Annotated in this window: 17 protein-coding genes; 13 read left to right on the top strand and 4 right to left on the bottom strand. The window is 64.6% G+C overall.

Features of this window, described 5'->3' with window-relative positions:
* Window positions 1–13 precede the first annotated feature (13 nt).
* The 11 genes from CO675_RS15590 (at window position 14) to CO675_RS15540 (ending at window position 11,798) form a co-directional block, all read left to right on the top strand.
* Window positions 14–1,561: a class I adenylate-forming enzyme family protein gene (locus CO675_RS15590; RefSeq protein WP_245452771.1), complete on the top strand. Its 1,548-nt coding sequence runs from the start codon at window positions 14–16 to the stop codon at window positions 1,559–1,561.
* Between the two features lie 51 nt (window positions 1,562–1,612).
* A complete protein-coding gene (locus CO675_RS15585) occupies window positions 1,613–2,350 on the top strand; it encodes an SDR family oxidoreductase (RefSeq protein ID WP_097672795.1) in 738 nt (245 codons plus the stop codon).
* A 9-nt stretch (window positions 2,351–2,359) separates the two neighbouring features.
* Window positions 2,360–3,541 carry an acyl-CoA dehydrogenase family protein gene (locus tag CO675_RS15580; protein WP_097672794.1) on the top strand — a complete coding sequence of 394 codons (1,182 nt, stop codon included), beginning with the start codon at window positions 2,360–2,362 and terminating at the stop codon, window positions 3,539–3,541.
* A 72-nt stretch (window positions 3,542–3,613) separates the two neighbouring features.
* Window positions 3,614–4,744, top strand: coding sequence for an acyl-CoA dehydrogenase family protein (locus tag CO675_RS15575; protein WP_097672793.1), 1,131 nt, complete (start codon window positions 3,614–3,616; stop codon window positions 4,742–4,744).
* Between the two features lie 15 nt (window positions 4,745–4,759).
* Window positions 4,760–5,947 carry an acetyl-CoA C-acyltransferase gene (locus CO675_RS15570; protein WP_097672792.1) on the top strand — a complete coding sequence of 396 codons (1,188 nt, stop codon included), beginning with the start codon at window positions 4,760–4,762 and terminating at the stop codon, window positions 5,945–5,947.
* A gap of 21 nt (window positions 5,948–5,968) precedes the next feature.
* On the top strand, window positions 5,969–6,979 hold the full coding sequence (locus CO675_RS15565) for an NAD(P)H-dependent flavin oxidoreductase (RefSeq protein WP_097672791.1): 1,011 nt from the start codon (window positions 5,969–5,971) through the stop codon (window positions 6,977–6,979).
* Between the two features lie 11 nt (window positions 6,980–6,990).
* A complete protein-coding gene (locus tag CO675_RS15560; RefSeq protein ID WP_097672790.1) occupies window positions 6,991–7,764 on the top strand; it encodes an enoyl-CoA hydratase-related protein in 774 nt (257 codons plus the stop codon).
* 41 nt (window positions 7,765–7,805) lie between these two features.
* Window positions 7,806–8,966, top strand: coding sequence for an iron-containing alcohol dehydrogenase (locus tag CO675_RS15555; RefSeq protein ID WP_097672789.1), 1,161 nt, complete (start codon window positions 7,806–7,808; stop codon window positions 8,964–8,966).
* Between the two features lie 26 nt (window positions 8,967–8,992).
* Window positions 8,993–9,799 (top strand): glutathione S-transferase family protein, encoded by an 807-nt coding sequence (locus tag CO675_RS15550; protein WP_097672788.1) that lies wholly within the window; start codon window positions 8,993–8,995, stop codon window positions 9,797–9,799.
* 39 nt (window positions 9,800–9,838) lie between these two features.
* A complete protein-coding gene (locus tag CO675_RS15545) occupies window positions 9,839–10,540 on the top strand; it encodes an SDR family NAD(P)-dependent oxidoreductase (RefSeq protein ID WP_097672787.1) in 702 nt (233 codons plus the stop codon).
* Window positions 10,541–10,595: 55 nt separating this feature from the next.
* The gene (locus tag CO675_RS15540; RefSeq protein ID WP_097672786.1) at window positions 10,596–11,798 is read left to right on the top strand and encodes an ABC transporter substrate-binding protein; all 1,203 of its coding nucleotides are present in this window, start codon (window positions 10,596–10,598) and stop codon (window positions 11,796–11,798) included.
* A gap of 20 nt (window positions 11,799–11,818) precedes the next feature.
* Here CO675_RS15540 and CO675_RS15535 read toward each other — a convergent pair whose 3' ends face one another.
* Window positions 11,819–13,375, bottom strand: coding sequence for a glucosamine inositolphosphorylceramide transferase family protein (locus CO675_RS15535; protein ID WP_097672785.1), 1,557 nt, complete (start codon window positions 13,373–13,375; stop codon window positions 11,819–11,821).
* A gap of 15 nt (window positions 13,376–13,390) precedes the next feature.
* Complete coding sequence (locus tag CO675_RS15530; RefSeq protein WP_097672784.1) at window positions 13,391–14,581, bottom strand: glycosyltransferase family 4 protein; 1,191 nt, start codon at window positions 14,579–14,581, stop codon at window positions 13,391–13,393.
* Between the two features lie 276 nt (window positions 14,582–14,857).
* Between CO675_RS15530 and CO675_RS15525 the strand changes: the two genes are divergently transcribed.
* Window positions 14,858–16,969 carry a GumC family protein gene (locus tag CO675_RS15525; RefSeq protein ID WP_198964614.1) on the top strand — a complete coding sequence of 704 codons (2,112 nt, stop codon included), beginning with the start codon at window positions 14,858–14,860 and terminating at the stop codon, window positions 16,967–16,969.
* 90 nt (window positions 16,970–17,059) lie between these two features.
* On the opposite strand, the gene CO675_RS15520 is transcribed toward CO675_RS15525, so the two are convergent.
* On the bottom strand, window positions 17,060–18,385 hold the full coding sequence (locus CO675_RS15520) for a lipopolysaccharide biosynthesis protein (protein ID WP_502693385.1): 1,326 nt from the start codon (window positions 18,383–18,385) through the stop codon (window positions 17,060–17,062).
* A 506-nt stretch (window positions 18,386–18,891) separates the two neighbouring features.
* Here CO675_RS15520 and CO675_RS15515 point away from each other — a divergent pair.
* A complete protein-coding gene (locus tag CO675_RS15515; protein ID WP_097672782.1) occupies window positions 18,892–20,112 on the top strand; it encodes an FAD-dependent oxidoreductase in 1,221 nt (406 codons plus the stop codon).
* A 134-nt stretch (window positions 20,113–20,246) separates the two neighbouring features.
* Here CO675_RS15515 and CO675_RS15510 read toward each other — a convergent pair whose 3' ends face one another.
* Entirely contained in the window at window positions 20,247–21,377 is a 1,131-nt protein-coding gene (locus CO675_RS15510; protein WP_097672781.1) for a GNAT family N-acetyltransferase, read from the bottom strand.
* Between the last annotated feature and the right edge of the window lie 19 nt (window positions 21,378–21,396).

Here is a 21,396-nt window from a genome sequence, read left to right as displayed (position 1 = left end):
CAGGGAGGTTTCAGTGCAGGCGCCGATCCGGATTATCGAAGGAAGTGTGGAAGGCTTGCCAAACCGCATCCACGAGGTGATCGATCATCACGTCGCGGCGACGCCGGATCATCCAGCGCTGATCGACGACAAAGGGCAGCTGACCTATCGCGAGCTCGACCGAACGGTCGGCCGTGTCGCCGAGGCATTGCAGGCGCTGGGCATCCGCGCCGGCGACCGCATGATGATCGTGAGCGAGAATTCGATTCCGCTGGCCTGCCTGCTGCTGGCGGCGAGCCGGCTCGATGTTTGGTCGATCGTGGTCAATCCGCGGCTGTCGCCGCGTGAGCTGGACCAGATCAGGGATCACAGCGGCGCGCGTCGTGTGTTGCTGACCGCCGATGTATCCCAAGAGGCGGCCGCGCATGCCGCGCGCTACGAGGCAGCCGTGCAGGATGTCGGCCCGCTCCGCGGCGTTGCCGTCACCGGGCTGAATCTCGCGACCACGACCGAGCCGGTCGAGGCCGATGGCGCCAACCAGGTCGCGGTCCTGATCTACACGTCCGGCACCACGGGTACGCCAAAGGGCGTGATGCTGACCCATCGCAACCTGCTGTTCAGCGCTCGCGGCACCGCGGGCTTCCGCAAGATGGCGGCCGACGACGTGCAATATTGCGTGCTGCCGATCTCGCATATCGTCGGCATCTCGCTGCTGACGATGACCTTGATGGTCGGCGCCTCCGTGCGCCTGGTCGCCAAATACGATCCGGCCGCGCTGGTCAGGGCGATGGCCGAAGAGGGCATCACGATCCTGAACGGCGTCCCCGCGACTTATCAGCGCCTGCTCGAATACCGGCGCAACGCCGGGCTGCCGAAGCTCGACCGCGGCCGGTTGCGGGTGATCTCGGTGGCCGGTGCGCCGCTCGATCTCGAACTCAAATCCCGGGTTGAGCAGGAGCTCGGGCTCCCGCTGCTCAACGGCTATGGCATCACCGAATGCTCGCCCGGCATCTCCGGTGTCCGGCCCGATAGCCCGCGGGCCGACCACGCGGTCGGCGCCGTGATGCCGGGGTTGGAAGCAAAACTGGTCGGCCGCGACCTCAAGCCGGTTGCATCAGGCGAGGTCGGCGAGCTGCATGTCCGCGGCCCCAACGTGATGCGCGGCTACTACCGCGCGCCCGATCTGACCGCCAAGGCGATCGACCCCGACGGCTGGTTCAACACCGGCGACCTGGCTCGCTTCGAGAATGACGTCCTCTACATCGTCGGGCGCACCAAGGAAATGATCATCCGCTCCGGGTTCAACGTCTATCCGGCCGAGATCGAGGCGGTGCTGAGCACGCACGACGCCGTGGTGCAGTGCGCCGTGGTCGGTCGCCCGGTCGAGGGCAATGAGGAAGTCGTTGCCTTTGTGCAGCTGATCAAGGGTTCGACCGCCACCGTGCAGGACCTGATGGCCCATATCGCACCGCAACTGACCTCGTACAAGCGCCCGTCGGAGATTATCCTGATGGACGCGCTGCCCGCGACATCGACGGGCAAGCTGCTGAAGCACAAGCTCGCGGAGTCGCTGCGCAGCTGAGGCTGAGCCGCCGCCGCAAGCCAGTTCCCTCAAACACAACCGGAGTACACCATGCAGAAGAGAAACAAGACGGTGGCCGTCATTGGTGCCGGTGATTTTATCGGCGGCGAGATTGCCAAGAAGTTCGCCGCCGAGGGTTTTACGGTCTTCGCCGGCCGCCGCAACGGCGACAAGCTCGCGCCACTGGTCAAGGAGATCGAGGCCGCCGGCGGCGAGATTCATGCGCGCTCGCTCGACGCGCGCAAGGAGGAGGAGATCACCGCATTCCTCAATGACGCCGACAAGCATGCGCCGCTGGAGGTCTGCATCTTCAACATCGGCGCCAACGTCAACTTCCCGATCCTGGAGACCACCGAGCGCGTGTTCCGCAAGGTCTGGGAGATGGCCTGCTACTCCGGCTTCCTGGCCGGCCGCGAGGCGGCACGGCTGATGACGGCGCGCGGCGAGGGCAACATCTTCTTCACCGGCGCGACCGCCTCGCTGCGCGGCGGCAGCGGCTACGCTGCGTTTGCCAGCGCCAAGTTCGGCCTGCGCGCCGTGGCGCAGGCGATGGCCCGCGAGCTCGGCCCGAAGAACATCCATGTCGCACATCTGATCATCGATTCCGGCGTCGACACCGAATGGGTGCGGCAGCGCCGCATCGAGGCGCTCGGCCCGAACGCGCTCGATAATCCCGACCTGCTGATGCCGCCGGCTTCGGTCGCGACGTCCTACTGGCAGCTCTACCAGCAGCCGAAGAGTGCCTGGACCTTCGAGCTGGAAATCCGGCCGTTCGGCGAGAAGTGGTAGGAGCGGTTCATGGAGCTGGCGCTCTCTCCTGAAGACGCGGCGTTTCGCGACGAAGTCCGCGCCTTCATCAAGGACAATTATCCGGCGGAGATGCGCGTCCCCAATCCGGAGACCGATCTCTCCAAGGAGCAGATGCTGCTGTGGCATCGCATCCTGCACGAGAAGGGCTGGATCGCGCCGCTCTGGCCCAAGGAATATGGCGGGCCCGGCTGGTCGATCACCCGCCGCTTCATCTTCGAGCAGGAGACGACGCGCGCCGGCACGATGCCGCCGCTGGCGTTCAGCGTCACCATGGTCGGCCCCGTCATCTACACGTTCGGCAACGCGGCGCAGAAAGCGAAGTTCTTGCCGCGCATCCTGTCCGGCGAGGACTGGTGGTGCCAGGGCTATTCGGAGCCGGGCTCCGGCTCCGACCTCGCCACCGTTCGCACCAAGGCGGTGCGCGACGGCGACCACTACATCGTCAACGGGCACAAGACCTGGACCACGCTGGCACAGCACGCCGACTGGATCTTCTGTCTGGTCCGTACCGACCCGGCCGCGAAGCCGCAATCCGGCATCTCGTTTCTCTTGATCGACATGAAGTCGCCGGGGGTGACGGTGCGACCGATCATCACTATCGACGGCTCGCACGAGGTCAACGACGTCTTCCTGGAGAACGTCCGCGTCCCCGCCGAGAACCTGATCGGCGAGGAGAACAAGGGCTGGACCTACGCCAAATTCCTGCTCGGCAACGAGCGCACCAGCATGGCCGGCATCGGCCGCTCGACGCGCTATCTCAATCGGCTGAAGAAGATCGTGAAGGCCGAGATCCCGGAAGACGATCCGGCGCATCTGGAATTCATCAGGGATATCGCCCGCGTCGAGCTCGACGTGCTGGCACTGGAGGCGACCGAGCTGCGCGTCGTCGCCCAGATGGCGCGCGGCATCGACCCGGGGCCGGCGGCCTCGCTGTTCAAGATCCGTGGCACCGAGATATTTCAGGATATCACCGAGCTGACCCATCGGGCGATCGGCAATGACGGCCTTGCGATCCGCGAGCATCCGGTCAGCGCCAACCGCTTCATGCCGGGTCCAGACTACGGCCACACGGCGTCGGAGAAATATCTCAACTCGCGCAAGCTCTCGATCTACGGCGGATCGAACGAGATCCAGCGCAACATCATCGCCAAGGCGGTGCTTGGTCTTTAGGGCATGATGCTCAAACAGGGCGGCTGAAGCGTATCTCATCGCACTTTAGCGACGGCGGCACGAGAGGATCGGATGGATATCCAGTTCACGGAAGAGCAGGAATTGTTGCGGTCCAGCGTGCAGCGGCTGCTGCGCGACCGATATGACTTCGATGCGCGCCGCAAGATCGTCGCCAGCGAGGACGGCTTCAGCCGCAAGCATTGGGCGGAGTTCGCCGAGCTCGGCCTGCTCGCCGCGCCATTCTCGGAGGCCGCCGGCGGCCTCGGCGGCGGGCCGTTGTCGACCATGATCATCATGCAGGAGTTCGGCCGCCACCTCGTGGTGGAGCCGTTCGTCGAGACTGTAGTCGTTGCGGGTGGCCTGCTCGAGCACGCAGGTTCCGATGCACAGCATCAGGCCTACATTGCCGATATCATCGCGGGATCGAAGCTCTGGACGCTGGCCTGGACCGAGAGGGGCTCGCGCTTCGATCTTGCCACGGTCACGACGACAGCACGCCGGGACGGAAATGACTACGTCCTCACCGGCGAGAAGACGGCGGTGATGGCGGCGCCGTGGGCGGACTATCTGATCGTCTCGGCGCGCACCTCGGGCCATCGCCACGACCGCGGCGGCGTCAGCCTGTTCGTGGTCGATCGCCGCGCTGCCAATCTCGACCTGCAGAGCTTCAGGACGATCGATGGGCGCCGGGCGGCCGAGATCAGCCTGCGCGGCGTACGCGGCGAATTGCTCGGCCGGGAAGGCGAGGGCGTTGCCGCGCTGGAAGCCTGCCGCAACCGCGCCATTGGCGCGCTCTGTGCCGAGGCGGTCGGCGCGATCGGCGAGCTGAACGACGCGACCCTCGACTACTCCAAAACGCGCAAGCAGTTCGGCGTCACGATCGGCAGCTTTCAGGTGCTGCAGCACCGGATGGTCGACATGTTCATCGCGCATCAGGAGGCGCTGTCCCTGATGCAGCATCTCAGCCTCAGCCTTGGCGATGACGAGGCCGGCATCTCCCGGCTGGCATCGGGCGCCAAGTCCAAGATCGGCTATGCCGGCAAGTTCGTGGCTGACCAGGCGGTGCAGCTGCATGGCGGCATGGGCATGACCGACGAGCTCAATGTCGGCCACTACTTCAAGCGGATTTCCTCCATCAACATCCAGTTCGGCGACCCCGCCTACCACGTGCTGCGCTATGCGCAGCTCGACGCGGCCGCCTAAGCCAGAGAGGCAAGCATGTCACAGGATGCAGTCATCGTTTCCACCGCGCGCACCGGCGTCGGCAAGGCTTATCGCGGCGCGCTCAACAACACCGACGGCCCGACCCTGGCCGGCCACGTGATGGCCGAAGCCGTCAAGCGCGCCGGCATCGCGCCCGACGAGGTCGAGGACGTGGTGATGGGCTGCGCCATGCAGCAGGGCACCATGGTGATGAATGTCGCGCGCAAGGGCGCGATCCGCGCCGGCCTCCCGGTCACGGTTGCCGGCACCACCATCGACCGGCAATGCGCCTCCGGCCTGCAGGCGATCGCGGTCGCGGCGCGCTCGGTGATATCAGACGGCGTCGAGATCGCGATCGGCGGCGGCATCGAGTCGATCAGCCTGGTGCAGAACGAGCACATGAACCGGTTCCATGCCGTCGACGACGGGCTGATGGCGATGAAGCCCGAGATGTACATGTCGATGCTGGAAACGGCCGAAGTCGTTGCGGAGCGCTACGGGATCGGCCGCGACCAGCAGGACGAGTACAGCCTCGAGTGCCAACGCCGTGTCGGTGCCGCATTGCAAGGAGGCCGCTTCAACGACGAGATCGTGCCGTTCACGACCAAGATGGCCGTGGTCGACAAGGAAACCAAGGAAGTCAGCTATCAGCAGGTGACGCTGGCCAAGGATGAAGGTCCACGTCCCGATACTACCGCGGACGGCCTGGCAAAAATCAAGCCGGTGTTCGAGGGCAAGACCATCAGCGCCGGCAACGCCAGCCAGCTCTCGGACGGCGCCTCGGCCTGCGTCATCATGAGCGACAAGATCGCCGCGCAGAAGGGGCTGAAGCCGCTCGGCATCTTCCGCGGCTTCGTCGCCGCCGGCGTCGAGCCGGACGAGATGGGCGTCGGCCCGGTCGCAGCGATCCCGCGGCTGTTGAAGCGGCACAATCTGAAGATCGACGATATCGATCTCTGGGAGCTCAACGAGGCTTATGCGGTGCAGGTGATCTATTGCCGCGACAAGCTCGGCATCGATCCGGACAAGCTGAACGTCAATGGCGGCTCGATCGCGATCGGCCATCCCTACGGCATGACCGGCGCGCGGCTCACCGGTCACCTCCTGATCGAGGGCCGGCGGCGCAAGGCGAAATACGGCGTGGTCACCATGTGCATCGGCGGCGGCATGGGCGCCGCGGGCCTGTTCGAAATTATCAATTGATTGGAAGCGCGGGAGAAACTTGTGAAGACAGCAATCACTGAACTGTTCGGTATCCAGCATCCGATCATCCAGGGCGGCATGCATTATGTCGGCTTCGCCGAGATGGCGGCCGCGGTGTCCAACGCCGGCGGCCTCGGCATCATCACCGGCCTGACCCAGCGGACGCCGGAGCTGCTCGCCAAGGAGATCGCGCGCTGCCGCGACATGACCGACAAGCCGATCGGCGTGAACCTCACCTTCCTGCCGAGCTTCACCGCGCCGCCCTATCCCGAATATATCGCTGCGATCCGCGAGGGCGGCGTCAAGGCGGTGGAAACCGCGGGCCGCAGCCCGGAGCAGTACATGCCGGCGCTGAAGGCGGCCGGCATCAAGGTGATCCACAAATGCACCTCGGTGCGGCATTCACTGAAGGCCGAGAAGATCGGCTGCGATGCGGTCAGCGTCGACGGCTTCGAGTGCGGTGGCCATCCCGGCGAGGATGACATCCCGAACATGATCCTGCTGCCGCGCGCGGCAGACGAGCTGACGATCCCGTTCGTGGCCTCGGGTGGCATGGCCGATGCGCGCAGCCTCGTCGCCGCGCTGTCGATGGGCGCGTCCGGCATGAACATGGGAACGCGCTTCATTGCGACCAAGGAAGCGCCGGTCCATGCCAATGTGAAGCAGGCGCTGCTCGATGCCGACGAACTCGACACGCGCCTCGTGATGCGCGCGCTGCGCAACACCGAGCGGGTGCTGAAGAACAAGGGCGTCGACGAGCTGCTCGAGATCGAACGCGAGAAGGGCGGCAAGCTCAAGATCGAGGACATCCATGAGCAGGTCGCCGGCGTCTACCCGAAGGTGATGATCGACGGCGAGACGGATGCCGGCGCCTGGAGCTGCGGCATGGTGGTCGGCCTGATCCACGACATCCCGACGGTCCAGGAGCTGATCGACCGCATCATGAGCGAGGCCGAAGCGATCATCCGGCAGCGGTTGACTGGCTTCCTCGACGGCAAGTTTGAAACCGCAGCGTCCCGCGCGGTCGCCTGAGGGAGCGTGCGATGACCGAGCATGTCAAAGTGGAGGTCGCCGCCGGCGTCATGACGCTGACCTTGCGACGGCCGGAGAAGAAGAACGCCCTGACCGGCGCGATGTATGACGCGATGTCGAACGCGCTGAAGCAGGCCGAGGCGGATCCATCCGTCCGCGTAATCCTGTTCCAGGGCGACGGCGACAGCTTCACCGCGGGCAACGACCTCGCCGATTTCGCGAGCCAGGCGCGCGGCGAAAGCGCGGTCGACAGCCCTGCGCATCGCTTCATCGAGACCATCAGCAAGGTCGGCAAGCCGCTGGTCGCGGCCGTGCAGGGCAATGCGGTCGGCGTCGGTACCACGATGCTGCTGCATTGCGACCTGGTCTACCTCGCCGAGAACGCGCGGCTGATCACGCCCTTCGTCAATCTGGCTCTGGTGCCGGAGGCGGCATCGAGCTGGCTGCTGCCCTTGCGGATCGGGCACGCGCGCGCCTATGCGATGTTTGCGCTCGGCGGGCCGATGGATGCGCAGGGTGCGCTGGCATCCGGCCTCGCCAACGCCGTGGTGCCGCAGGCCGATCTCCGCAAGAAGGCCCATGACGCGGCGGTCGCGCTGACGAAGCGGCCGGCCGGTTCGCTCAGCATGACCAAGCAGCTGATGCGCGAGCAGCAGCGGATCGCGGCGCAGATCGCCGCAGAAGGCGTGCTGTTCAAGCAGCGGCTGACGACGCCGGAGGCGCGCGAGGCCTTTGCCGCGTTCGCCGAGCGGCGTCAGCCTGATTTCACCAAGCTGTCGGCCTGACCGGCAGCGCAGATCACGGACACATCGAGGGAGCGAACAGCATGGGCGTCGTCGGCAGCCATCAATATCCCAGCATGGAATCCGTGATCTACGGCAAGCCGGCGGCAGAAGCGCTGCGCGAGGAGGCTGAGCGGCTGAGCGCGAAGCGTGTCTATCTGATCGCCAGCCGGACACTGAACACCACGACCGACGAGATCGAGAAGATCCGCAAGGCGCTCGGCGATCGCCATGCCGCGACCTTCGACGGCGTGCCGCAGCACACGACCCGGGATATCGTGACCCAGATCGCGCGGCAAGCCAGCGAAGCCAAGGCCGATCTCGTCGTCGCGATCGGCGGCGGATCGGTGGTCGATGCGGCGAAGATCGTGCTGATGTGCATGGAGCATGAGATCTTCGAACCTGATGGCCTCGACGGCTTCGAGACCACGCCCGACCGCCGGTTCGGACCGTTCCGCAACCCGAAGGTCCGGATGATCGCGATCCCGAGCACGCTTTCGGGCGGCGAATACAATTCCGGCGCGCTGGTCACCGACACCAGCCGCAAGCTGAAGCAGATCTTCAATCACCCGATGATGATGCCGCGCAGCATCATCCTCGATCCCGCGATCACCAAATATACGCCGGAGAAGCTCTGGCTCGGCTCCGGCACGCGGGCGATGGACCACGGCATCGAGGCGATCTGCTCCAGCCGCCCCAACGTGCTGGTCGATGCGGTGTGTCAGCAGGGGCTGCGCTATCTGCACCACGGCCTGCTGCGCACCAAGGCCAATCCCGACGACGAGGCGGCGCGGCTGAGCTGCCAATTGGGCTCGTGGCTGTCGGCGTTCGGCTTGCAGTCGCGGGTGCCGATGGGCGCGAGCCACGCCATCGGCCACGTGCTCGGTGGCACCTGCGACGTACCGCACTATTTCTGCACGGCGGTGATGATGCCGAGCGTGCTGCGCTACAACCGCCCCGCGACGGAAACCGCCCAGCAAGCGATTGCCGCCGCGCTCGGTGCGCCCGGCCGCGACGCCAGCGAGGCGTTCGCTGGCTTCGTCGCGGAGCTCGGCCTGCCGCGGCGGCTTGCCGATGTCGGTGTCGATGAAGACCGCTTCGAGCTGATCGGCCGGAACGCCATGCTGTCGATCTTCACGCGCACCAACCCGCAGCCGATCCGCGAGCCCGGTGATGTCGTCAAGATCCTGAAGCTGGCCGCTTGAGGCAACAGCACCCGGAGCAGCCCATCATGGCGGCCTTGCGTATCTTCTCCTATCTGCCGAACCCGCGGGTCTGGAAGGCAACCATTGCCGCGCGGTTCTGCGGCATCGACGTCGAGGTCAGAGGCGCCTCCGGCAAGGAGTTGCGCGACTGGCTGTGGGATTACGATGCCCATCCTCTTACCGAGCAGGAACGCGCCTCGCTGTCGTCATTGGCGCGGACCGGCCGGGTCGGACTGACCGGCGCGCAGCTGTTCAAGACCGATGCGTTCATGGCGGCGCAGCCGTTCGGCAATGTGCCGGCCGCGTTCGGCGCCGACGGCAAGGTCGGGATCTTCGAATCGAACAGCATCATGCGCGCGGTGGCGCGGCTCGGCGAGGCGGCGTTCCCGCTCTATGGACGTGACGCCTATGAGGCGTCGAGGATCGACAGCTTTCTGGATGTCAGCCTGGTGTTCGCGCGGGACACGCAGATCTATCTGCTCGCGCTGTCGGGCGGCACGGTCGACGCCGCGATTCATGCCCGCGCCAGGGATGCGTTCGCGATCTATGCCTCGGGGATCGAGCAGGCACTGTCGCCACGGCGAGAGGCGCTGGTCGGGGACGGCATCTCGATTGCCGACATCTGCCTGGCAGCCGAGCTTGCGCTGTTCATGAACGAGCATGGGCGGGCCGAGCAGCTGCAGAAGCAGGGGTTGGACAAGATCCTGCATCTGGGGGTGCAGGATGCGTATCCCCTGATGTTCGCGCACTTCGCCCGGCTGGTCGAGCACGAGCACATCAGGCCGGACCTCAAGCCTTATGTCGAGAAGCTGCGGTCGAAGGCGGCCGCCTGATCTTGAAAATTGTTGGCTGCAACGCGGAGGATTGACTGCATGACCGCACCCGTCTGTCTGATATCCGGCGTTGGGCCCGGCACCGGTTCGGCGCTCGCCAGGAGGTTCGCGGAAGGCGGCTATCGCGTCGCGCTTCTTGCGAGGAACGAGGAGCGTCTCGCCGCGCTGGAGCAGCAGCTGCCGGGCGCAAAGGCCTATCGATGCGATGTGTCCGATCCTTTGCAGGTCGAGACGGTGGCGTCGGCGGTGGAGGGGGATCTCGGCCATCCCGCTGTCGTGATCCACAACGCTGTCGGCGGCGCGTTCGGGACGTTCCGCGAGATCGATCCGCAGATTCTCAATCGCAACTTCCAGGTCAACACGATGGGCCTGTTGTATCTGGCGCGGCGGTTTGCCCCGGCGATGATCGGCGCCGGGAGGGGCGCCATCGTTGCGACCGGCAACACCTCGGCATTGCGCGGCAAGGCCGGTTTCGCGGGGTTCGCGCCGACCAAGGCGGCGCAGCGGATTCTGGCCGAGGCGATGGCGCGCGACCTCGGGCCGCAGGGCGTCCACGTCGCCTATCTCGTGATCGACGCCGTGATCGATCTGGAATGGACGCGCAAGCGCTGGCCAGAGCGGCCGGACGACTTCTTCATCAAGCCGCGCTCGATCGCGGACGAGGTTTGGCACGTCGCCCACCAGGACCGCAGTGCGTGGTCGTTCAACGTCGAGATCAGGCCGTTCGGCGAAGCCTGGTAGGCGCCGCACGGCGGTCGCAAGCGCCGGTAAATTCATAAGAGTTCAGGGGGAGTTCATGTTTGTGAAGACGTTTGCTGTATCCATCGCAATGCTCGCGGCCGTCGCCGCGGCTCCTGTCCGCGCCGAAACGCCCGGCATCTCGGAATCGGAAATCAAGATCGGGGCGACATTTCCGTTCAGCGGCCCGGCGTCCCCGCTCAGCAATACCGGCAAGGGCCTGATCGCCTACGTGCATTCCATCAATGATCGCGGCGGCATCAACGGCCGCAAGATCAACCTCATCACCTATGACGATGCCTACTCGCCGCCCAAGGCCGTGGAGCAGACCCGCAAGCTGATCGAGAGCGACGAGGTGGCGTTCCTGTTCAGCCCGCTGGGCACGCCCGGCATCGGCGCAACCATCAAATACGTGACCGCGAAGAAAGTGCCGCACCTGTTCGTCGTCAGCGGTGTGACCAAGTTTGCGAATTTCGCCGAGTTTCCGCTCACGACCACCGGGCTGCCGAGCTACAACACCGAAGGAAAGATCTACGCCAAATACATCGCCCAGACGGCGCCCGACGCGAAGATCGCAATCCTCTACCAGAACGACGATCTCGGCCGCGACTTCGTGGCTGCGTTCAAGGAGACGCTGAAGGGTGAGTTCGACAAGAAGGTTGTGACGTCTCCCTATGAGGTCACCGAGCCCACCATCGAATCCCGCGTGGTGACGCTGAAGGCCTCCGGCGCCAAGGCATTCCTGATCGCCGGCACGCCGAAATTCGCCGCGCAAGCGATCAAGAAGGCGAGCGAGATCGGCTGGACGCCGCTCACCATCGTGAACTACGTGTCGAGCTCGGTCTCCTCGACCATCGTGCCGGCCGGCGCGGACAAGGCGGTGGGCGTCGTCGTGGCGACCATCGCGAAGGACCCGAACGACAAGAAGTGGGCCGACGATCCCGGCATCAAATGGTATCGCGCCCACTTCGAGAAATATCTTCCGGGCGCCGATATCGGCGACAGCAACTATCTGTTCGGGACCCAGCAGGGCCAGATCCTGGAGCAGGTGCTGAAGCAGTGCGGCGATGACCTGTCGCGCGAGAACATCGTGAAGCAGGCGCGCAACATCAAGGGGCTTGTGCTGCCGACCTTGATGCCGGGCATCACGGTCAACACCGGGCCCGACAACAGCATGGCCTATACGCAGCTTCAGCTGCAGCGTTGGACGGGGAGTTCCTGGGAGCAGTTCGGCGGCGTGCTGAGCGCCGAGCCGAACTGAGCCGCCACATCGATTGTGCGCTAGTGGAGCCGGCGTGCGATCGGCTTCGCCAGCGTACCATGCCAGCCCCATTGCGATGAGCGGTCGCTCGACCGCAGGCTCGCCAGCAACGCCGTGGTCTTCGGTTGCACGCGCGAGCCGTCGATCACCTCGAGCTGGCCGCACCGGTTGAGCGTGTGCAGCTTGCGCCCGCTCCATAGCGGCCCGGGCTTGAGCAGATGCCGGACCGCCTGCTTGTAGGTCGTCGGCGACAGTTCGAGCACTTCCGCAAGGCCGAGCGCCGCGCCGTATCCGTTGGTGCAGTCCTGCACCGGCCGCCACAGTCTTCCATTGACGGTCACGAAGTTGCCGGCCGGCCGCGTGGTCGCGCGATCCATCAGGATCGGATTGGCCGCATGCGGCTGCCAGGGGCCGAGCAATTGCCCGGCGTAATAGATCGCGAGCGTGTCGGAATAGCCGCCGGTGCCGTCGCGCCAGGCGCCGAACATGTAGTACAGGCCGTTATGCTGCGTGACGGTTACATCGGCCAGTTCGAGGCCGGACAGCAGCGTCGAGTGCCGCTCCCACTTGTCCGGAAAGCGGATGCATTTGTAGATCGGAACGTCCCGGTGGGCGGTGCTTTCCGGGATCATCCAGAGCTCGCCGCCATCCTCGATCAGGAACGGGTAGGACAGATGCCAGGGCTCTTCCAGCACGGGCATCACTGAGCCGACCGGCCCGCTGCCGTCGAATTCGACCGCGGAAATGATGCCCTTGCCGGTGCGGTGGTCGAGGTCCTCGAAGAACACGAAGGTCCTGCCCTGCCATTTCACCGGGACAGGATCGGCATAGAAGTGGTTGCCGGGATCGCCGAGCACGTTCCAGGCCGGTCCCGACAGGTCGCCGGTGCGCCAGATATCGGTATTCCCGGCGAAGCGCCAACCGATATGCCAATGCGGCGCGTAGCAGCACAGACGATAGATTTCCTTGGCGATCGAAGTCGCGACACCACGCACGACAAAGGGCGCGGGATTTGGCGCTGCGCTACTGTTTACCGGCGCTGCCAATTGCGGCACCAGCCGCGGCGCTCCCGACAATATCGGCGGCAGCATCGACAGCGTGCGTGCCATCACCGTTTCGAGCCCGCCGCTCAGGCCGGCCGCGATTTCCGCGGAGGGATGGCCGCGGTCCATCACCGCGCCGTCGAGCTCATTGACGATTTCGATCACCGGTAGATCGCCGGCGAGAATGGCCGAAAATATCGCGCTCTCGCCCGTGCGCCCGTTGAACCGTGGGCGAAGATAGAGCCTGGCGGAGCAGTTCGGATCCCGCGCGGCGCTGGTGAAGTCGATCACCACGTCGGGGTTGCCGGCGCGTGGACGCTGCGGGATCGCCTTCGGCCGGTCGGCCTCGCCGGTCTTGCCCTTGCGCAGGACGATGCGCTCGAGCTCGAACAGCACGTCGAGGCCGGCGGGTCGAGGCTCCGGCGTCGTGGTCCAGGCGATTTGAACGGGAACATCCTGATCGTTGACGCGCAACGACTCGCGGCACATCCAGAGCCGCGGCTGCGCGCGGTCGCAGCGAAACTCGATAATCATGGCCAGCCCAACTTCCTAGTGCGCGTCCGCCCCCACAGCGTCGCCGAGAATGCGGACGTATTCCTCTATCATGGCATCCAACGAATAGCGCGACTTCAGGCCCACGGCGCTTTGCCGCAGCTGATCGCTCAACACGCGATCGGTCAGGACCTTCGACACGGCGGCCGAGAATTCGCCCTCGTTCGACGCGTCAACGAACACCGCGGCAGGCTGTCCCTGGTAGGACAGCACCTCGCGCAGCACGGGAAGATCGTTGACGACGCAGGGAATGCCGGCGCTCGCGGCTTCGACCGCGGCAAGGCCGAAGGTTTCGGCCTGCGTCGGAAATACGAAGACGTCGAGGCAGGTCAGAAAATCGGCCACCTGGCGCGGCGGAATCTCGCCGATGAAGTGCAGCCGGCCCGCGACATCGAGCTCGTCCGCCAGGGATCGCAGCCGCCCTTCATCCGCACCTTGGCCGGCGAGCGCAAGGTGCCAGGATGGATCTGCGGCGAGCAGGCGAATGGCCGCATCGAGCCGCTTGTGCGGGTGCAGCCGTGCCGCGCAGCCGAGCAGGGTACGGTCCGGCGGCAGCTTGAACTGCTGCCGCGCAACGTCCTTCGGCAGGCTGTGCGACTTGTCGTCGAAGCCATGCGGGACGTGCTTCATGCGCGATCGATAGGGCGCGGGATAGCGCGCATATTCGCGCTCCATGTCCCGCGAGTTCAGCGTGATGCAGTGGAAGAAGCCGGTCGAACCCATGATGATGTCGGCGGCACGCACCGGCATGCTCATCGACAGTGCCGAGGATACCTGATTGGCGATAACGGGAGCGCGGCTGACGAGGCGCGACACGCCTCCGCCGATCACGTTGCCGAAGTGCTGGAAAGTGAGGACGACATCGGGCTTGATGGTCCTGAGATGGCCGGCCAGCGCCCACAGCATCCGCAGCAGCGCCACCGGGTTTCCCGGACGGGTCTGCGCGCAATAGAACGTATTGGGCGGCTCGTCGAAGGAATCTGATTTGCGGAAGAAGAACAGGTTGGCGACGTCATAGCCGCGCGCGGTGAGGCCGGCGCCGAGCAGCCGCGAGATCTCCTGCGCGCCGGCGTTCTCGGCCTGGGTCTGCACCAGGACGACGCGCAGCTTTCGCTTGCTCTCGTTCGGTCGATCGCGCGATGCGGTCGATGCCTCGCGCAATTCTGTGCTTGGCGTGTGTTGGAGCACGGATTCCTCACCCGTTGAAGGAGTGGATTCGTCCCCTTCATTTTTGCGCGCGTAACTATCACGCGAAGCGCGCTCGTGCACCGGGTAGCGCGTGATGAGGTTACTGCTCATTTAGCAATCAACATGTGTCAGCAATCGAGATCTATTATCTCACAGATAGGGTACCGCCGGCTCGTTAACTAATTGGTTACGGCAACGCGAAGAGGGGGTAACCGGCGATTAACCATAGATATTTACGTTGGAGCAGTACTGTCAGTTGAATTCGAGTCAGAACCCATGAAGTTCGGTAGCCGCACAGGCCCGAGACGTTCCGAAGTCACGGAACCCGCAGCGTCGTGGGAAACTGCCGGCGTGCCGGCCGGGCAATCTTCGGCGGAAACCACCAAGGGCGTGCTTAGCATTCCGGGTGTATTGGCCTTTTTCCGCGAGAAGGGTCAACGAATCCTGATGCTCGCTGCGGTCATCTTCGCGGTCGGTGTCATTGTGTTGATGTTGATCCCGGCGCGCTACGCCGCGACGGCGCTCGTCGTCGTCGATCCGCGCGAGCAGCGCGTCACCGCAGACCAGGACGTCCTGCCCGGGATCGGCCAGGATGCCGCAGCGCTGCAGAGCTACGTCGAGATCGCCAAATCCGACGGATTTCTCGGACCGCTGATCGATCAGCTCAAGGTCGCCGAGGACGGCGACGTTTCCGGTAGCACGACCGACACCACGCGGCTGCTCGACCGGTTTCGCAAGCGACTCGACATTTCCCGGCGCGGATTGACCTATGTGATCGCGATCACGTTCACGTCCAACAATCCGCAGCGTGCGGCCTACTACGCCAATGCGGTGGCCGAGGCGTTCGTCGCCAGCCAGCGCGGGACGCGCAGCGTAGCAACCGATGAAGCGGCCGACTGGCTGAAGAGCCGGCTCAAGACATTGAACGACCGGCTACGGACGTCGGAAGATGCCGTCGCCAAGTTCAAGCTCGAGCACCGGATCGTCAACGCCGGCAAGGAATCCACCACACAGCAATTGCGCGTCACCGACCTGACGCAGCAGGTCGCCGCGGCGCGCGCCCGCACTGAAGAAGCCAAGGCGCGCTATGAGCAGTTGCAACGCGACCTGAAGGCCAATGTCGATGGGCCGGTCAAGCAGGACCTGCTGAGCGCGCTGCGCGCCCAGCGTTCCGCGCTCAACGACCAGATTGCGCAGAAGCGCGGGGTGCTCGGCGATCGTCATCCCGACCTCGTGATGGCGCTCAGCCAGTTGAACGATCTCAACCGGCAGATCGAGATCGAGCGCAAGAAGAACATCGATACCGCGAAATCGGAATACGAGGCACAGCGCGACCAGCAGAAGGCGCTCGAAGACCAGTTGAAGGCGGCCGAGCAGCAGATCCTTGTCGACGGCCAGGCGCTCGTCAAGCTGCAGGAATTGCAGCGCGATGCCGATGCCAACAAGAATATCTACGAGCAGTTCCTGTCGCGCTACAGGACGACCGACGAGCAGCGCGGTCTTCAGAACTCGCAGACCAAGGTCGCTTCTCCGGCGACGCCGCCAATTCGTTCAACGCTGCCGCCATTGCCCCTGCTGCTCGTCGCGCTCGCGATCGTCTCGCTGCTGACGTCGACGGCGATCTTCGCCGTTCCCGGCCTCGATCTGAAGCAGCTCCCGATCAAGAGCATTCCGCCGCTTCGTCGCACCGAGACGCCCGCACCGGTGCCGGCTCCGGCCGCGCCGCAATCTGCGCTGCCGCCGGGATTGCCGGTGCTGGCCCGCATTCCCAACATGGTGTCATCGGATGCGGTCAAGAGCGTCTGGCAGACCCCGATCTCGACGACGGCCGAGCCCGATCTCAGCCCGCATCTTCAGCTGCTGACCGAGAACATCGAGCAGCTTCCGGGTGAGCACGGCAAGGTGGCGCTGCTGCTGTCGGTCGAGACCGGTGTGGGCGGCAGCACCGTCGCACGCTCGCTCAACCGGTCCGCCGTCAAGAACGGCATGCTCAGCGTCCTGATCGAAATGGAAACGAGGCGCACCGAAGTCGTTCCGCCGCAAGGCTCGGGGATCATCAAGGCCGATTTGCCGTCGGTCGTCGAACTGCTGGGCGCCAGCAGCAAGGCGCCGCCCTATCCGCAGGACGACATTCGCGCCGATTTCGGCCTGATTATCGTCGATGCATCGTCGCTTGCGATGCAGCCGGCCGCGGTCGCGCTGGCCGCCCACGCCGACCTGGTGATTTTGGTGGTGCGCGAGGGCGCCGCCAACCCGGCTGCGATCGGCAAGGCGCGGGCCGATCTGTCCAAATTCGGTTCGGTCCCGATCGCGCTCGTCGTCAATCGCGTGGCGGGCAATGCCGCGGTCAGCAACTCTCAGCGCGAAGCCCTGGGATTGGCAAGCTGAAGCTCTGAATTCTTGTTAGACGCGTTTTCTTCACGCGAACCGGTGTCCATCCCGCGTCAAGTGCGGGACAGGCTTTCGCTTGAAATCGCTCTAATCCTTGCTGTCCGCAACACGGACGGCGTAAGCGCCAGCCTTCGACGACGAGAGATGCGATAGCACCAGAATTGACGGGTCGACGCCGGTCCGCCGGCGGCACAGCACATTGAGCGCGATGGTGGCGAGCATCAGGGACGCCGTCGCCGAGATCGCCGCCCCGAGCACGCCGAGCCAGGGGATCAGCACGACAAATCCGACCAGCCGCAATGCCACGTTGGCGGCGACCACAGGAACATAATCGCGCTCGTGCCCGGTCAGCTGCAGGACCGCGGCCGACGGCCCGCCGGCGGCCTGGAAGGCCGTTCCGATCGCGAGCACGATCAATACCCACTGCTGCGCGGCGAAATGCGGTCCGAACAGGCCGAGCAGGTAGGGAGCGCCGACCCAGACGATGACGAGCCCGCTGACCACGCAGAGCGCGGTCACCTCGGCCATCAGCTTCAGCGTATGTTCGAGCTCGCGGTGGTTCTTGCTGAAATACAGCGATGGCAGCCGGCGCGCGCCGAACGTGTAGAGCGCAGCGGAAAGCATCGCGAAGATGTTCGCCAGGCGCGAGGCGGCGAAATAGACGCCCGCGGTGGCCGGATCCAGCATCCAGTAGACCAGGATGACGTCGAAATACTGGTTTGCTGCTTCGAGAATCGATGCGAGCCAGAAGCGGAACGCGCTGCGGTTCCAGCGCGATGTCTCGAAGCGCGCCGTGACCGAGCGCAGGTTCGGCAGCACGCGCACGATCGACACGATCTGCACGACCAGCCCCAACGCCATCGCGACCGTCATCACGGTGAACAGCTCGGCGGGGGTGAGCTCGCGATGACCGAACAGCGCTGCGACCAGCACCAGGACAACGGCAACCCGCCAGAAGAATTCGCGGTTGCCTTCGCCCATCAGGATGCTGACCAGTGATCGTGCGATCTGGCTGCCGAGCATCAGCCCGGCATTGACGGCGGTGAACGCCGAGACCGAGAGGATCAAGAGCCACCATTCGCCGCGAATGCTTGCCACCGCGGCGATCGCGGCAATCGAGATCAGCATCCCGATCAGCGAGTACTTCAGGCTCGACAGCAGCACGCCCTTGGTGAACTCGGCCTGACCGCGCACCTCGTACTCGTTGAGGAAGCGAACCAGCAGCAGCTCCTGGCCGACCAGGCCCACGACCGCGCCGATCTGGGCGATGGAGAGCAGGGTTGCGAAGTCTCCGAACGCGTCAGGCGTCATCGCTCGCGCGGCCAGCGAGAACAGGGCGAACGCGAGTCCGCCGCTGCCAACCTTGAGGAGGATGGTCCCGGCAACGCCGCGCGTCACATCGCGCCGTAGCATTTGGAGAACAGAGGCAATCACAAGAGACGTCTCAATATCCTGTCGGACGACCGACCTTAGCAACCGGTGAGGTCTGGAGTGTTAAAGTTCTCTTGCTAAAATTCCGTTCCTTCCAACCGGGCTTGAGGCGCCACGGCCAATATGTCGCGCTGCTCCATTCTGGAACGCCGTCGTCCTCGCTGTGTCCAAACGGCGCAGATCGGATTTTTCTCCGCCACCCGGTTCGATAGCATGGACCACGCCGGTTGAAGCCACGTTAGCGCGTCAACGGCGCCGGTCGAAGCCGCCACGGCCAGGCCATTGCCCCGCCCGCCTGCCGCGGAGCGTCTAAAACATCAGTTTCATGACTGTTATGGCTGCAAGCCGTGTGCCGGGAAGAGGTTTGATCACGGGCGGAGCGCTGTCGTTAACCTCAATAGTGGAACTCGTCGTGTTCGTTCTGCGAGGCGGCAGGGCGGCAAGGAAATTGCAGTTCCGTTGCCAATTAGCCGTCGGAGCGGACAAAGATGATTGCCGAGAAAAGCGCGACCCAGCCGATCGCACCCAGCGAGGCTGAAACGATCGAAGCGGACGTTGCCATTGTCGGCGCCGGTCTGGCGGGCTCGCTCGCGAGGGCCGTTCTCGCCCGAGCCGGCTATCGGGTCGTCCTGATCGACAAGCGCTCGATTCCGCCGGATGAATTCCGCGTCGAAAAGATTGCCGGGCGGCAGATCGATATCTTCCGCCGCCTGGGTTTCATCGACCACGTCGAGGCCGTCGCCGCGCCCTATGACCGCGTGCTCAACATCAGGGACGGCAAGCTGGTCGATATCGGCGTCGGCAGGTCCTACGGGATTTCCTATGCCAACCTCGTCAACATGGCCCGCGGCCTGACGCCGGATACGTCGAGCTTTCTGCTCGACCAGGTCACCAATGTCAGCTGCAGCGAGGATCGCCAGCAACTGACGCTGGCCTCCGGAAAACGCGTCGTCTCGCGCCTGGTCGTTCTGGCGACCGGCATGGCGGGCGCGCTTGGCTACAATCTCGGAATGCGCCGGCAGATGCTTGCCGAGCGCCACTCGATTTCGTTCGGGTTCACCATTGCAAAGCCGGACAACGCGCCGTTCGGTTTCGACGCGCTGACCTGCTACGGCAAGAAGGCAGCTGACGGCGTCGACTATCTCAGCCTGTTTCCGATGTCGGGCGGCATGCGGGCGAACCTGTTCATGTTCCGCGATCCGACCGATCCGATCATGCGCGAGCTGCGCCGCGACACCAGACGGACGCTGCTTCGTCTGATGCCGGGACTGGAGCGCTATCTCGGCGATTTCCAGATCGTCGGCCAGGTGCACAATTGGGTCATGGACCTGTCGGTGACCGAGGGGCATCTGCAGCCCGGCGTCGTGTTGATCGGCGATGCCTACCAGACCAATTGTCCCGCGGCCGGTACCGGCGTGAGCCGGCTGCTGGTGGATGTCGAGCGTCTTTGCACCGAATATGTGCCGAGCTGGCTCAAGACCGACGGCATGGGCGCGGAGAAGATCGCGCAGTTCTATTCCGATCGCGACAAGCTCGCCGCCGACCGGCATTCGCTGGAACTGGCGCGCTTCCGCGAGGCTTTGACCTCCAACACCGACGTTCGCTGGACCATGCAACGGAAGCTGCACTTCCTGCGCCGCATGGTCACGCATCAGGTTGACCGGATTCATCCGGGATGGGTCATGCGCGTCCGCAGCGCGCTGCGCTAAAGGGGCACGCTTCTCAAGCGGCTCTAAAGCCGGACGAGTTTTGAGTGAATCGGCTTGGTGCTGTCTCGGTTCACCTCTCCCAAAGGAGAGGTGAGCTTTCGACGCAGTCCAGCTCAACCTGATTTCATCACGATCTAGCGTGTACCGGTCGAGGTGCGGATCGGCCTCAGGTCGGTCACCCGCTTCGCCGCCTGCTTGATCCAGGGCGCCTGCTTCAGCGCAAACAATGCAAGCGATCCGGCCGCGCTGCCGGCCTGCGTCACGCCCGACATCGGCGTGGGCTGGCCGCCGAACTGCATCTTGTAGGGCTCGTCACCGATGGTGAAATCTAGCACCCGGTCTCCACGCTCGATGCAGTCCTTGGCGACACTTTCGAACGTCAGCGCGCCGATCGACTGGCTCTTGTATCCCTCGATGTCGAAAGCCGTCATAACGATGAGCAGGCGGCCGCTGTGGGCGAGGCCAAGTGCCGTGGCGATGACCTCGCCATCCATCTTCATGGTGTAGAGCCGGGTAAAGGCGCCCATCCCGCGAAGCGCCACGCTCGAATAGAAATCGAAATACTCCGGACGCTGCAGCAGGTCGCCATCACCGTGCGCCTGAAACCGCGGACCGCGAAACTTCCTCATCACGTCCATGGCTTCGCCGATGGAGGCGCTGTCGGTGCAACATGCGAAGGTGAGCGTGCCCTTCTTGTGGATCTGGCGCCACTTCTTCGCCAGCTCCTTCACATAGGACTTGCCCAGCGCGTTGATCTGCCATTGCTCGAACGGCGCGGACAGGACCGTCGCATAGGCATTGGTATCCATCAGGCTGCGATGAGGCGCCCCGAGCAAATTCTCGATCGGCATCCTGGCATCGAGCAGCTTGGGAATGCGCAGCAGGTCGAACGGCCGGACCAGTTTGCGAAGCTTCTCGCAGGCCTGGCGGTCCTGCAGCAGTTCGGCGAAGGTCTTGGCGGCGCAGACCGGCGACAAATAGTCGGACACGCGAAGGTCGGCGAATTCGATCGTCCGCATCGGCCCGCGGCGCACGCGCAACAGCGGCAGCACGGCCGCCAGCGCCTTGTTGGCGCGGTGACGGACGATGACGACCAGCGGCTTCGCTGCCGCGGCGGGAGCGAGCTTGCGATAGAGGCTGTCGAGCCACAGCGGATGCTGGAAGGCGGTCGCGTCGGAGCCTTCGAACAATGTCGCGTATTCTTCAGACAGGAAGTCGAATGCGTCGTCGATGCAAACATCGAACGCGTCATCATTCTTATTCATGTGAAACCAAACAAACGGG

The organism is Bradyrhizobium sp. C9, from assembly GCF_002532045.1.
GTDB lineage: Bacteria > Pseudomonadota > Alphaproteobacteria > Rhizobiales > Xanthobacteraceae > Bradyrhizobium.
Note: the sequence above shows the minus strand (reverse complement) of the source record. Positions and strands in the feature narration are given on the sequence as shown.